Origin of the sequence: Paucibacter aquatile (genome assembly GCF_002885975.1) — a bacterium.
GTDB classification, from domain to species: Bacteria; Pseudomonadota; Gammaproteobacteria; order Burkholderiales; family Burkholderiaceae_C; genus Paucibacter_A; species Paucibacter_A aquatilis.
In genome coordinates this window covers 2,120,902-2,134,117 of record NZ_POSP01000003.1, presented here as the reverse complement: position 1 = coordinate 2,134,117, position 13,216 = coordinate 2,120,902, and the positions used below count along the sequence as shown (strand labels likewise).

At 67.0% G+C, this 13,216-nt stretch carries 13 protein-coding genes; 9 read left to right on the top strand and 4 right to left on the bottom strand.

What is annotated here, in order from left to right:
• The first annotated feature begins 157 nt into the window (after positions 1-157).
• Entirely contained in the window at positions 158-592 is a 435-nt protein-coding gene (locus tag C1O66_RS12405; RefSeq protein WP_102768164.1) for a DUF3224 domain-containing protein, read from the top strand.
• A gap of 161 nt (positions 593-753) precedes the next feature.
• On the opposite strand, the gene C1O66_RS12400 is transcribed toward C1O66_RS12405, so the two are convergent.
• Together C1O66_RS12400 and C1O66_RS12395 are read right to left on the bottom strand one after the other, a co-directional pair.
• The gene (locus C1O66_RS12400) at positions 754-2,142 is read right to left on the bottom strand and encodes a transposase (RefSeq protein ID WP_102769497.1); all 1,389 of its coding nucleotides are present in this window, start codon (positions 2,140-2,142) and stop codon (positions 754-756) included.
• A 712-nt stretch (positions 2,143-2,854) separates the two neighbouring features.
• Positions 2,855-3,442, bottom strand: coding sequence for a lipid-binding SYLF domain-containing protein (locus tag C1O66_RS12395; protein ID WP_102768163.1), 588 nt, complete (start codon positions 3,440-3,442; stop codon positions 2,855-2,857).
• 167 nt (positions 3,443-3,609) lie between these two features.
• Between C1O66_RS12395 and C1O66_RS12390 the strand changes: the two genes are divergently transcribed.
• The 4 genes from C1O66_RS12390 (at position 3,610) to C1O66_RS12375 (ending at position 7,231) form a co-directional block, all read left to right on the top strand.
• Positions 3,610-4,527: an EamA family transporter gene (locus tag C1O66_RS12390; RefSeq protein WP_102768162.1), complete on the top strand. Its 918-nt coding sequence runs from the start codon at positions 3,610-3,612 to the stop codon at positions 4,525-4,527.
• 217 nt (positions 4,528-4,744) lie between these two features.
• On the top strand, positions 4,745-5,344 hold the full coding sequence (locus C1O66_RS12385; protein ID WP_102768161.1) for a hypothetical protein: 600 nt from the start codon (positions 4,745-4,747) through the stop codon (positions 5,342-5,344).
• 203 nt (positions 5,345-5,547) lie between these two features.
• Entirely contained in the window at positions 5,548-6,324 is a 777-nt protein-coding gene (locus C1O66_RS12380) for a substrate-binding periplasmic protein (RefSeq protein ID WP_102768160.1), read from the top strand.
• 163 nt (positions 6,325-6,487) lie between these two features.
• On the top strand, positions 6,488-7,231 hold the full coding sequence (locus tag C1O66_RS12375) for a substrate-binding periplasmic protein (protein ID WP_165794585.1): 744 nt from the start codon (positions 6,488-6,490) through the stop codon (positions 7,229-7,231).
• Between the two features lie 38 nt (positions 7,232-7,269).
• On the opposite strand, the gene C1O66_RS12370 is transcribed toward C1O66_RS12375, so the two are convergent.
• Positions 7,270-8,439 (bottom strand): rhodanese-like domain-containing protein, encoded by a 1,170-nt coding sequence (locus C1O66_RS12370; RefSeq protein WP_243392781.1) that lies wholly within the window; start codon positions 8,437-8,439, stop codon positions 7,270-7,272.
• Between the two features lie 332 nt (positions 8,440-8,771).
• On the opposite strand from C1O66_RS12370, the gene sorT reads away from it, so the two are divergent.
• The 3 genes from sorT to C1O66_RS12355 are packed head-to-tail and all read left to right on the top strand — an operon-like array spanning position 8,772 to position 10,940.
• Entirely contained in the window at positions 8,772-10,016 is a 1,245-nt protein-coding gene (sorT, locus tag C1O66_RS12365) for a SorT family sulfite dehydrogenase catalytic subunit (RefSeq protein ID WP_102768157.1), read from the top strand.
• Between the two features lie 40 nt (positions 10,017-10,056).
• The gene (sorU, locus tag C1O66_RS12360) at positions 10,057-10,362 is read left to right on the top strand and encodes a SorU family sulfite dehydrogenase c-type cytochrome subunit (protein ID WP_223696735.1); all 306 of its coding nucleotides are present in this window, start codon (positions 10,057-10,059) and stop codon (positions 10,360-10,362) included.
• Positions 10,359-10,940 (top strand): SixA phosphatase family protein, encoded by a 582-nt coding sequence (locus C1O66_RS12355; protein ID WP_102768155.1) that lies wholly within the window; start codon positions 10,359-10,361, stop codon positions 10,938-10,940. The genes sorU and C1O66_RS12355 overlap by 4 nt, the downstream gene beginning before the upstream one ends.
• A gap of 15 nt (positions 10,941-10,955) precedes the next feature.
• Here the strand turns inward: C1O66_RS12355 and C1O66_RS12350 are convergent, their stop codons facing one another.
• Positions 10,956-11,324 carry a hypothetical protein gene (locus C1O66_RS12350; RefSeq protein WP_102768154.1) on the bottom strand — a complete coding sequence of 123 codons (369 nt, stop codon included), beginning with the start codon at positions 11,322-11,324 and terminating at the stop codon, positions 10,956-10,958.
• A gap of 332 nt (positions 11,325-11,656) precedes the next feature.
• Between C1O66_RS12350 and C1O66_RS12345 the strand changes: the two genes are divergently transcribed.
• Positions 11,657-13,192, top strand: a complete 1,536-nt coding sequence (locus tag C1O66_RS12345) for a hypothetical protein (protein ID WP_133155195.1) — start codon at positions 11,657-11,659, stop codon at positions 13,190-13,192.
• The last annotated feature ends 24 nt before the right edge of the window (positions 13,193-13,216 follow it).

Sequence of the window (13,216 nt, the reverse complement as noted above, 5' to 3'; positions counted from 1 at the left end):
GATTCGCACCGAATCAGCTTGAAAGAAAGTTCATCTTGCCATGAGGCCTCTGCACCTCTTCACCTCTATCCTCTGGGCTGCCGCGCTGGCTACAGGCAGCAGCCTGTTGCTTGCGCAAACCCAGCCAACCAAACCCGCAATTCAAACGGAGCGCGCCATGAGCGACCGCAGCAATTTCAGCCATCAAGTCAGCGGCCCCTTCGAAGTGAAGCTCGCGCCTCAGGAGATGAGCGCTGTGGCCGCCAGCAGCGGCCTGGGGCGTATGTCGCTGGACAAGCGTTTCCACGGTGCGCTGGAGGGCAGCAGCACCGGCGAGATGATTGCTTTCCGCAGCGCCGTCAGCGGATCGGCTGGCTATGTGGCCATGGAGCGGGTTCAGGGCACGCTGGACGGCCGCGCTGGCAGCTTTGTGCTGCAACACAGCTCCACCCTGGACCGCGGCGCACCGACCCAAAGCATCACCGTGGTGCCCGATTCGGGCACCGAGGCTTTGACGGGCCTGAGGGGCCGCATGGTCATCGACATCGCCCCGGGCGGCGCACACAGCTATCGTTTTGAGTACAGCCTGCCGGAGGCGGGCGTGAGTCCCTGATTCGGCGGGGATGTCGGTTCTCGGCATATTCTGTTGAAAAAGTCGCTGATCGGCTCGAAGGCGACGTTGCGGAAGGGAAGGCGAAGGCGCTCAACTCACCTTTTCTTCGTCTGAACCAGGTCTTTCGACCCGGTTTTGAGGTTAATCGATGGGGTTTCGCCTCAAGCGGGCGTAGCTGTGCCTTGAGTTGGTGGACCTTGCGGCACCCGCATCGCCAAACGACGCAGGTTTTGTACTGCCGCAGCCATCGTGAACTCGTCCATCGCGCCACTAAGTCCTCGCAGGCGCAAGCGATCCAGCCGCAGGATTCGCTTCAGGTGGGCAAACAGCATTTCCACCTTCTTGCGTTGGCAACGTGAGCGCTCGTACTGTTCGGTGGTGGCAATCTTGCGCCCTACGTCCCGTGCGGCTTCGTGAACGCTGCGAACGATCTTGCGCATAGGGGTGGTGGGGCAGCAGCGCTGCTTCTCGGGGCAGTTGGCGCAATCTTGTTGGCTCGCACGGTAAATCACAGTGTCGGCCTTGGTGATGTGACTGCGCTCAATCTTGAAGACGCGCCACTGGCTGCGCAGCGGGCGACCTTGTGGGCAGGTGTATTCCTTGGCCTGCTCGTCCCAAGTGAACTCGTTGCTTGAGAGCGTGCCGTCATCGCGCTGCGTGCGATCCCAGACGGGCACATGGGGTTCGATGCCCTTTTCGTCCACCATCCAACTCAGCATGGGCGCCGTGCCGTAGGCCGTGTCGCCGATCAACCGCTCGGGCTTGAGGCCGAACTGCTCCTGCACTCGATCAACCATCAGTTTGGTCGACTCGACCTCGGCGGTGCGGTGGGCCGGCGTGGCCTGGACATCCATGATCACGCCATGCTCGGCATCGATGAGGTAATTCGTCGAGTAGGCGAAGAACGCGGGGCCGCCCGTCGCCGCCGTCCAACTTGCTTGTGGGTCGGTCAGCGAAATCTTCTTGGGTAGGACCTTGCCAAGGGCTTCGGCATCTAATCCTTCCAGGTACTCGCGCACGGCGCGTGTGCTCAGTGCTGGATCTTTCCAGTCAACCGACTCGGTGCCAGCCACACCACGCTGGCTGCTGGCATCGGCCTCCACGATGCTGGCATCTACTGCAAAGCCCTCAGCCTTGACGAGGCCGGCTGCCATACAGCGACGCACGACCTCATCGAACAACCAACGGAACACGCCGCTGTCACGGAAGCGCCCATGGCGATTCTTCGAGAAAGTGGAGTGATCGGGTACGGCGTCTTCCAGGCTCAGTCGGCAGAACCAACGGTAGGCCAAGTTCAAGTGCAACTCCTCGCACAGGCGGCGCTCGGAGCGGATGCCATAGCAGTACCCGACGACCAACATGCGCAGCATCAACTCAGGGTCGATGGACGGGCGGCCGATCTGGCTGTAATGCTCGGCCAGGTGCTCACGCAGGCCAGCGAAGTCAAGGCAGCGATCAATGCCGCGCAGCAGATGATTCTGGGGAATGTGGTCTTCGAGGTTGAACGAATAGAACAACCGATCTTGCCCGCTCGCTTGTCGTCCCATCATCTCGACGCCCTCCAAGATTCGACCGGCTAACACTCAAATTGTACGGTGCACAAGCGGGTCGAGGTAGGGACTTTTTCAACAGAATAGGCACATTGCGGACTTCCGCTGTCTTGATTGATCTTTCTCGCTGCGGTGGCTCGCCCCGCCGCCAGGCTCATGGTTCGCGGGTCGGCTCTTTGAGCTGACTCCCCTCGGTGCTCTCTGCGCGGCTCAGCGGCGCCAAACTCCCTCCGTTCGCTGCGTTCACTGTGGTCAAACAGTGGCGCCGAGTCAGCACTTGAAGCGCGCGAGTACGCGCGCCTGAGCCGCTTCGCTGCGCCCTCGGCCGCGCACAAATCGCCCGTCGGCGGGCCGAGCCACCTCCGGAGATGGCGTGTTCCACCGTGGATGAGGCAGATCGATCGCGATGCAAGCGCCCTGCAGCCCGTGCCGCTGCCGGGCGAATTGTGCTGGGCCGAGCAGCGCAGCGCCTCGGGGCGCGCACGTACTCGTGCGCTTCAAGTTCTGACTTGGCGCTTCTGTCTGAACGAAGCGAACGCAGGGAGCGGAGTGAGTTATGCGCCAGCCCCGAGGTGCGAGCAGCGCAGGGAAGTCGGCCCGCCAGGGCCGACCCCGGAACCATGAGCCCGGTGGCGGCACGGGCTGCAGGGCCTCACGAGCAAAACCAAAGGCTGCTTCGTGCCGCAAGCCGCCATCGCCGCCAATGCGAGATTCAGCGCTTGATGCGGCTGATCTTGGTGCCTTCGATGCTGAGGCTTGCCATCAGGCCTTGCTGGTCGGTGATGAAGGCGTAGGCGTCGTCTTTCAGGGTGGAGGTGCTGAGGTTCTTGGCCACACCTTCGTTGACCAGCACCAGGCTGGGGCCGACACCGAACTCCCAGCCCTTGGATTTGGCCAGGTAGCGCACCGCCTTGTCGCTCATCAGGAAGACGACGTAGGCGTAGGACTCGGCGCCGGCTTGCCAGCCCCAGGAGGCGGACACCGAGTTGTAGTACTCGCTGACGGCGCCCTGTTTCATGAGCACCCCTTCGCCGTAGCTGCCGCCGAAGACCAAGCCGGCCTTGACGATCTTGGGGAAGACCAGCACGGCGCGCGCCTTTTTGGAGATGGTTTCCGCCACCGGATTGCTCTTGTAGAGCGCGGCGAGGGCTTGTTGGGCATCTTTGTTCAGATCTTCGGCGCTGGCCGCTGAGGCGGACAGGGGCGACAGCCCGCCCAGCACGCTGAGGCTGGCGGTGAGCATTGCCGCGCTGATGCGCAGGAAGGGGCGGCGGGTGGAGGTGGATTGCGTATGGATCATGGCAGGCCTTGAGTTGGCGGCGGCGCGGCAGGGGCACCGACACGGTGCTTGTAGATTGCCTGGCTTGCGCGGTCTGTTCGCTGACGAACGCACAATCGAGGGTTTCGGTCCGAGGCGCTCGTCGTGTTGGGCCGGTTCTGTGCCCTGCCAGTCTTCTTGCGCCCCGAATGAGTCCTTTTGCCCTCGCCCTGGTGCTTGCCGCCGCCATCTGCCACGCCAGCTGGAATCTGATCGCCAAGCGCAGCGGTGGGGGCGGCAACGAGTTCGTGCTGATGAGCTCCATCCTGGTTGGCCTGGTTTGGGCGCCGGTGGTGGCATGGACTGGCGTCGAGGGTGTGGCGACCTGGGGTTGGCTGGAGTGGACGGTTCTGGCCGTCAGCGCTGCCGTGCATGTGCTGTATTTCCGTTGCCTGCTCCATGGCTACTCGGTGGCCGACCTGACCGTGGTCTACCCGCTGGCACGCGGCAGCGGGCCCTTGCTGAGCTCGGTGGCCGCAGTCTTCGTGCTGGGTGAGAGTCTGAGTTGGCTGGGCGCCGCGGGCGCCTTGGCGGTGGTCTCCGGGGTGTTTCTGATCGCCGGCGGCCCGGCGCTCCTGCGCCAGCTGCTGGGGCGAGGCGAGGCCGGGGCCTTGAGCGAGTCGCGCGCCTTTGTGCGCCAGCGCCTGCATCGCGGCCTGTTCTGGGGCGCGCTGACCGGGGTGTTCATTGCCACCTACACCGTGATCGATGGGTACGCGGTCAAGGTGCTGCTGATCTCGCCCATCCTGGTCGACTACGTCGGCAATGTCTTGCGCATCCCGGTGATGGGGCCGTTCGCGCTGCGCGATCCGGCCCGCTTCAAAGCGGTCTGGCGGACGCAGTGGAAGCCCGCCCTGGCCATTGCCGTGTTGGGGCCGATGAGCTACATCATGGTGCTCTACGCCATGCAGCTGGCGCCGCTCAGTCATGTGGCGCCGGCGCGCGAGGTGTCCATGCTGTTCGCCGCCCTGGCCGGCGGCAGCCTGCTGGGCGAGGGCGACCGTGGGCTGCGCCTGCTGGGTGCCGCAGCCATTGCGCTGGGCGTGGCGGGCCTGGCGCTGGGGTGAAGGGCACGACAGGAGACGGCAAGGTGAACCTTGCTCTCCATGCGACAAACTGACGCGGGCTACCGCAACAAACTCAAGGCCAGCGCGCCGAACCGGGGGGAAAATCATGATGGAAGCGATTCTTCGTTTGCTGGACAGGCTCCTGGGCTTGTCGAAACCGGTCATTCCGGAACCTCCGCCGATGCCGGCAAACATGACGCCGGAGCGACAGGCGAGGTTGAGCGATCTCTACCTGGAGCTGGGTTCCGAGATGCGAGCCCTACGGGCCACCGAGGCGTCCATGGCGGGCTTGTTTTTCACCGTGGTCGGTTTGCTGTTCGCGGGCGGTATCAGCTTGCTGGGCAGCGAGAAACTCAGCTGGGGCGTCAAGCTGTGGGGCATCGTCGGATCTTCGCTTTTCTTGCTTCTGTTCTGGTTCGCCCTGCATGCTCGGATCTTGCATGACCATGTGTCCTACAGCCATTTGATGAGTCGTCGCAGCTTCCTTGATGCGCAGTGGTTTTGGCCCGAGATGCCGGGGCGGCCGCCTCATCTCAAGGGCGGGCATGGCGGCCCGGGGTATCGAAAGACGCAGGCCCTCATCGCCTTGTCCGCCTTGTCGGTGCTGACCCTGCTCTTTGCCATGCTGATCGCGGCCTACAGCGCGGGCGCTGAAGCGAAAGACAACGGCCCGACACGGGATGGCGCCGCGCCACCCGGGGCAGCTGCGAGTGCCAGCGCCTCCGCGCGCCCTGCCAGTGAGGCTCCGGCGCAGCCCTCGGCCTCCGCCGCATCGCGCCCAAGCTCAGCGCCTGGCCAACCTGTTCGCGGCAGCTAGCCAGCGCCCAGGTCGTCGCGAGGCGCATTCGCCCGTTCTGTCGCTGCCCCTGTTTCAGGGGGCGGTGTTCGCACGCGACGGTGCTACAGTGGATCGAACTGCAGGGATCCACCCCCTCTGAGCCGCCGGGACAGGCAGCCAGGACGAGACAAACAGCCAAGACTGCGTGTCCGGCGCCTGCCGCCGGTCTGCGTGCTGCAGCGATGGACCCCGCCGACTTTCCCCTGTCCCGCCGCCGCCTCTGCGCCTGGGCTCCCTGCCTGCCTGTCAGCGCCTGCGCCAGCTGGGCTGCGACCAGCCACGCCGCCAGCGCGGCCGAGCCTGCGCCCTTGCGCTGGGTGGCCGGTGACCTGCCACCGTTTGCCTGGCAGAGCAGCGAAGGCCCGCAAGGTTATGCCTACGAGCTGGCTCAGTTGATGGCCGAACGCCTCGGCAGGCGCGATGCCGTGCAGTTCTTCCCCTGGGCGCGAGCGGTGCGCATGACCGAGGCGGGCGAGGCCTTGGGCGTGTTTCCGCTGGCGCGCACGCCGGACCGCGAGCACAAGTTCCGCTGGCTGATCCTGCTGATGCATGTCAGCTATGCCTTGGTGGGCCGGGCCGGTGGCGGCGCGCTGAGCCTGGAGGCTCTGCGCAGCCGGCGCGTCGGCGTGCTGCGCGGCTCGCCCATCATCAAGAATCTGCAGGCCGAGCGCTTCAGCCAGATCATCGAGGCCAAGGACTACAAGGATTTGCTGCGCATGCTGCGCGGCGACATGCTGGATGCGATTTATGCCGGTGCGCCCATGCTCAATGCTGCCATCGAGTTGAATGGTTATGCGCGCAGCGCGTTCCGGACCCTCGCCCATCTGGGTGAGGCCGACCTCTACATGGGCTGCTCTCTACATGTCAGCGAGGTCGAGACTGATCGCTGGTTGCACGCCTACCAGCAGCTGGTGGCCGACGGCAGCGTTGCCCGGCTGCAGCAGCGTTATTTCAGATAGGGGTCTGCGCCCAGCCCTGTTCGGGCGGCTTTGCGTTATGGTCCGGGAATCGCTGGCCGCAGGCGCAGCGTTTTTGACGCCGGTCGCTCCGCTCGTGAACTGTCTCGCTTCATCCCGCTTTCGTCGCCGTTCGGCGGCGCTGAGTCTGCTGCTCTTGCTGGCCATGAGTTCAGCCTGGAGCGCGGGCTGCCGCCATGCCCTGCGCGTCACCCGTGCGAGTTGGCCGCCCTACTTGGTCAACCATGAGGACGGTCAGCACAGCGGCATGGATTTCGAAATCCTGCAAGCTTTGATGAACGAAAGCGGTTGTCGTCTGCAGTGGGTGGATCCGCTGCCGCGGCGGCGGCGCATCCTGCAGCTGCAAGAGGGCGAGATCGACCTGATCCTGGCCGCCACGCCCAAGAATCCGCCCGCCGCCGGCGTGCGATACACCCGCGTCTACCGCGAGGAAGTGCTGGGTGTGCTGGCCTTGCGCAGCCTGCAGGGGCGCGAATTGCCCGCGCCTGCCGCCCGCCTGAGCAGCTTCGAGGATGTGCTGCGCACGCGCACGCCGCTGCTGGTGCTCAACGCCGGGCGCCTGGGGCCGGACTTCGAGCCCTGGCGCGCACCGCTGCGCGAGGCCGGCCTGTTGGAGCTGTTCGAGACCCATGGCAAGGGCGTGGCCATGCTGCAGCGCCAGCGCGCACCCCTGATCCTGGGCGATGTGGCGTCCTTGCTGGATCTGGCCCGCAAGCAAAACATGGTGCTGCAGCTCATGCCATTTGGCACGGTGCGCGGGCCGGTGGCCTTCATGCTGAGCGAGAAAAGCGTCAGCGAGGCCGATGCGCAACTGCTGGATCAGGCGCTGGGCCGGCTGGAGGCGCGTGGTGTGCTGCGCGAGATCCGGCGCCGCTACGGCCTGGATTGAGCGGAAGGCTCGCCAGGCCGCGCGCTGAGCGGCCGGGTTCAGGGCGCAGCGTTCTGCACCGGCAGGCCTTCGGCCTCCCATTCGGGCAGGCCGCCGCGCAACCAGTGCACCTTCTTGAAGCCTTTTTGCTGGGCCACGCGCGCGGCCTTGTAAGACTTCCAGCATTCCGCGCCGTTGCAGGCAAAGATCACAGCGCGGTTGACGTCGAGCTTGTCCACCTTGGCCAGCGCGCTGAAATCGTCCTGGGCCGCATTGAAGGCGATGTCCTTCAGGCTCTTCTCGACGTAGGGCACCCAGATGGCGCCGGGGATGCGGCGGGCCTGGAATTCTTTCTCGGTGCGGGTGTCGATCAGCAGGGCGCCCTGGCCTTGCAGCTTCTGCGCTTCGCGCGCGCTGACACGGGTCACGCCAGGCAGGCTGGTGGGCGTGAACAGGCCCAGCTCGGAGACGCGCTTGTACTCGCCGCTGTCGGGTTTGAACTTGGTGGGTGGCAGGCCCACAGCCGCAGGTGGCGCGTTGAAGAAGCTGCTCAGACGGCTGCGCACGTCTGCCGGCAGGTCTTTTTTGATCACCACGCTCAGGCCGGCCGGGACGCCCTCGGTCTTGGCCAGCACGCGGCCGATTTGCGGGTTCTGCGCCGACCATTCATTCCAGTCGCTGGCCGTCACCACGGTGGCATCGGCCGCGCCCAGCATCAGGGCGGTCAGGCCGGCTTGCGGAAAGCGCTCATGGGCCACCTTCATGTCCTGCATGGACAGGCCGCCCTGGTTGAGCAGGCCGCGCGCCATATAGGTGTAGATCGAATCCTGCTGCGGCAGATAGATGCGGCGGGTCTTGAGCCCCGGGATGTCGGGCACTTCCTTGCGCACCACCAGCAAGAAAGGCTCGGATGCCTGGGTGGCACCCATCAACTCGTAGCCGCGGTGCAGGGCCGAGGCGGCCACCTGAGCCGGGCCGATGAAGATGTCGAAGCCCGCGCTGCGGGTGGCGCGCATGACATCGGCCATGTCTTCGCTGGCGGTGGCGGCCACCGCTTGAGAGGCCGCTCGGCTGAGGGCGGCGTCGAGGGCGCTGTAGTGGATGCTGTAGCTGGCTTTCTTGGCGGTGGGTTCAACCGCGACCACGGCGCTCAAGCCGGCCTGGGCCGTGCCGCAGGCCCAGAGGCCCATCACCATGGCGGCGCGCCACATATTTGCAAGTGGTTTCATCGTCAACATCGGGCGGTTTTCTTGATAACAGGCTGGTCCGGCGTCTCAGTCCGGTTGCAGCCGCCAGAAGTCGTCGCCCCTCCCGATGGCGATGACTGGGACTCGGGCATCTTGCCCAAAGCCTGAAGTGTGCCCGTATTTCATGTCGTCACAGAGTCGAATGCAGAATGGGCGCGCGTCGCCCTCTAGGGCTATATCCTGAGCGGCGGCATGGCCGCCAGCCCCCAGAATGGCGCGCTTGCAAGAAAGATGCACCGGTTTCGAGCTTGCATTTCAGAGTCTGTTCTTTAGCCCAAACTTCCCTTCAAACACGCACCCCGGGAGACGATTGCATGAGCACGAAGAAGAACCCCTCCGCCCTCCTCCATGCCCGCCGCCAATGGCTGACTGGCACGGCTTCGGCCCTTGGCGCCGTCGGCCTGGGCAGTTGGATGGGCCCGGCCGCGGCCCAGACTGCTGCGGCTGCACCCGCCGCAGCGGCCGCCGCCAAACCGCTGCCGGCCTACGCCGCCTGGAAGAACGCCGCCCAGCTGATCCAGCACAGCAGCAGCACCCTGGAGACCCGCCGTTCGGCCTTCGGCACCAGTGTGATCACCCCGGCCTCGCAGCTTTACGTTCGCAACAACCTGCCCGCGCCCGACGCCGCCATCCTGGACGACCGCGATGCCTGGACCCTGTCGGTCGAGGGCGTCAAGAATCCGCGCAGCCTGCGTCTGGCCGAGCTCAAGACCCTGGGCCTGGAAACCGTGGCCACCGTCATCCAATGCTCGGGCAATGGCCGCGGCTTCTTCCCCAGCAAGCCCAGCGGCACGCCTTGGACCGTGGGCGCGGCCGGCTGCGTGTTGTGGAGCGGCGTGCCGCTGCGCAATGTGGTGACGGCGCTCGGCGGTCTGGCCGACGGCATGCTCTACATCACCGGCACCGGCGGTGAAAAGTTGCCCGAGGGCGTGGACCCGGGCTCGGTCATCGTCGAGCGCTCGGTGCCCATCAAGGCCCTGGAAGACGCGCTGCTGGCCTGGGAGATGAACGGCGAACCGCTGAGCCTGGCTCACGGCGGCCCGCTGCGCCTGATCGTGCCGGGCTACCAAGGCGTGAACAACATCAAGTACGTCAAGAGCCTGGCCTTCACCGCTCAGGAGTCCAAGGCTCGCATCATGTCGCACGGCTACCGCATGACGCCCGCCGGCGCCAAGGCCGCGCCGGACCAGCCCTCGGTGCTGGAGATGGGCGTCAAGTCCTGGATCAACGGCCCGCTGCCCGAGACCGGCCCGGTGAAGGAAGGCCTGGTGCAGATCCACGGCGTGGCCTTTGGCGGCACGCAGGCGATCAAGGGCGTCGAGGTCTCGGTGGACGGCGGCAAGAACTGGTACCCCGCCCGCCTGGTCGGCCCCGATCTGGGCCGCTTTGCCTGGCGCCAGTTCGTGCTGTCGGTACGCCTGCCTGCGGGCAGCTACACCCTGGCCAGCCGCGCCACCGACGCTCAGGGCCAGGTGCAGGCCGAGCTGCGCGAGGAGAACCTCAGCGGCTACAACAACAACAGCTGGCGCGACCATGCCGTCACCATCACGGTGGTTTGAGTTGCGCGTCTGGCTTGGCTTGATCGGCGGCCTGGCCGCCATGCCGCTCGCGCTGGCGGCTGACGAGCCGCAGCAGCTGGCGCGAGGCAAGGCCTTGTTCACCCAGACCCAGCCGGCCTGTGCCGTCTGCCACACGCTGGCGGCGGCCGGCTCGGAAGGTCAGGTCGGGCCGGTGCTGGACGAGCTCAAGCCAGACGCCGAGCGGGTGCGCAAGGTCTTGCGCGCGGGCCTGGGCGCCATGCCCAGCTTTGCAGACAAGCTCAGCGCGGCCGACATCGAGGCTTTGGCGGTGTTCGTGGCCCGCTCGACCGGCGGCGCTGTGCAACCACCCAAAGCTGCCCCATGAAGCGCAGGGCCGCCGCCGTGATGCGGCAGTGCCTGATTCGCAGCTTGTGGGCGGTCGGCGGCCTGCTGCTGGCGGCTTCCGCTTCGGCCTGGCCGGACCAGATCTTTCTGGTGCGACATGCCGAGCGGGCGGGCGAGCCCGCGGCCGACCCGGGCTTGAGCGCCGCCGGCCAGGTGCGGGCCCAGTCCTTGGCTGAGGCGCTGGTCGCCGCTGGGGTGCGGGAGATCGTCACCAGCCAGTTCCGTCGCACCCGTGAGACGGCGGCGCCGCTGGCGCAGCGGCTGCAGATTGAAGCCCGACCGGTGCCTGCCCGGCGCGGGGAAGGCGCCGCACATATCCAGGAGATCGTGGCGCTGGCCCGTGCTCAGTCCGGCGGGGCGCTCTTGATCGTCGGTCACAGCAACACGGTGCCGGCCTTGATCGCGGCCCTGGGAGGGCCGCAGGTGGCAGAGCTGTGTGAAAGCAGCTATCAGCACCTCTTCGTCTTGCGGCCCGCTGTTGCCGCAGGCGTTCAGGCTTCACTGGCGCAGCTGCGCTACGGCGAACCGAGCCCGGCCGCGCAAGCGGGCTGTCTTTGAGAGCGGGTCAGGCGCTCACTTGCCGACCGAGGGCGTGCGCGGCAGACGCGGCGCCTTGATGCTGGGGCGGCCAGCGGCAGTCGGGTAGGCGGCCATCACGCGGGTCGGATCCACGGTGTTCAGATAGGCGGCGTACTGGCGTTCGGTGCAGTCCAGGGTCTGGCCGGCGACATGCTCACCCTTGTATTGCCCCTTGTGATAGACAAACACGTACTCGTCGGTGTCCGACTTGGCGGCGGCGTCACGGGCCGCGTAGCCCGCGCTGTACTTCTGCGCGCATTCGCTGCGCAGTGCCAGGCCTTCGGGGCTGTCTTGCGGCGCGGCGGCGGCGTGCGAGAGGGCGCTGAGGCTGATCAGGCTGAGGGCGAGCAGGGTGGTTTTCATGGAGATTCCTTGCAATGGGCGGGTGCAAAACTGGTGCCGCTGCAATGCACAGCGAGAGTCCAGGCGATGCACGCAGCTTAGTCCTCGCCCGCCCGGCGCGCCAGCCCATGTCTGCGGGCCAGGTTTTCCCGATTTCGTGACATCGCTCACGAAGTGCGGCTGCCGCGCACTGCGGGCAGGCCCCAGGTGGCGCCCGGGCGCGCCGCGCTACATTTCAGCCTGCCCCGCCGAGCCTTGCCGGGCGCGAACGTCTGCCCGCCCCGCTTTCAATGCTCCGATTTCCCGCCTTAGCCACCGTGAATGCCCCGGCCCGAAGCGCTGGTGTTTCGGCCATGGCTGCGTGGCTTCAGCAGCCGCGTCAGCCGCCCACACGCATGCAGCAATGCCTGACCCTGGCCCTGCTGCTGCACGTGTTGCTGGTGCTGGTCTTCGGCAACACCCAAGGTGGCACGGCGCCGGCGGGTGAGGGCGTCTGGGGGCGCATCAATGTGACCTTGCGTGGTCCCCGCCTGGAAGCGGGTTCGGGCGAGGCCGGCACCGGGGTGCCGCAGCAGACGGGCCCGGTGGGTCTGGCGCGACAGACTCGACACGGGGGCAGCGTGCGGCCCGAAGTGCCACGCGAGACGGGGCCGGGGGCGGCGCGACTGGGCGATTGGAACCCCACGCCGGCCGCGCAGGAAATGGAGCAAACCGGGCAGGACCAGGCTCGGCCGGTGGAGGGCCCCAAGCCTGCTCCCGAGCTCACGCCGGCCGCCGCTCCCATGCCAAAGTCCGTGCCCGCGCCCGATCCAGCCCCGGCGCTGGAGCGCCTGCCCGAGCCGATGGCCTTGCCTTCACCGGACCCCACACCGCTGCCCGAGCCCTTGGCGGCGCGGGCGCTGAATCGATTGCGGGAAGCAGCGCCGCCCGTGAACCGGGCACGCGCCGAGCTCATTCCCTTGCAGTCCAGTGCCGAAGCCGCCCCCCTAGCGAGCTTGCCGGCCCAGGCGCCCGTGGCCTTCGTCCCGCCGGTGCAAACGCGCAGCCTGCCGGCGGCCAGCAGCCGCCTGAGTCGAGCCACGGCGCAAGATCTGAGCCCCACCCAACCCCTGCCGGCCCCGGCACAAACGGTGCAGCCCTTGCCGGCCTTCGAACCGGTGACGGCGCCGGTTCGCACGCGCCAACTGCCCCCGCCGAACCCGGCTGCGTTGACAGCTCCCACCCGATCCGAGGCCCTGCCTTTGCCGCCGCAGCGGGCGCCGGTGGAAGCGGCCGCAGCGCTGCCTCAGCTGCCAGCGCTGCCTGTTAACAACCCTCAGATAGGCGGTGTGCCCAACACGGCGATCAGTGACGCCAAGGCCGAGCCCGCGGCCGCCCAGGTGCAGAGCAGCCCCAGCCCCAGCGCTCAGGCTGCCGACAGCAGCGCGGCCCGCAGCCCGGAGGCCGGGGCGCAGACTCAAGCCAAGCCCAGTGCCAGCCCGAACAACCCGGTCCACGCGCCCCCGGCGTCATCGAATGGCAGCAATGCCCAGCCTGGCAGTCCCGCCACGGCCACGCCCGCGTCATCGAGTCGCCCCGGTCAAGGCGCACCCGATGCCGGCGCGCAACTGGGGCACGATGTGGCGACGCCGGCCTCCACACCGCCCGATGCACCGCGCCTCAATCTCAATCTGCCGCGCGATATGCGCGGCGGCGCACTGCCCTCGCGCAGCAGCTCGGGCTTGCTGAACATGGTGCCGCCGCCGCCCGAGCGCAAATCCAAGCTGGAAGAAAGCATGGAGGCCGCCGGCAAGAAGGATTGCCGCAAGGCCTATGGCGAGCAGATGGGGCTGCTGGCCGTGATCCCGCTGGCCGCCGACGCGGTGCGCAAGAACGGCTGCAAGTGGTGAGCGGGAGCTGGATGCGCGCAGGCG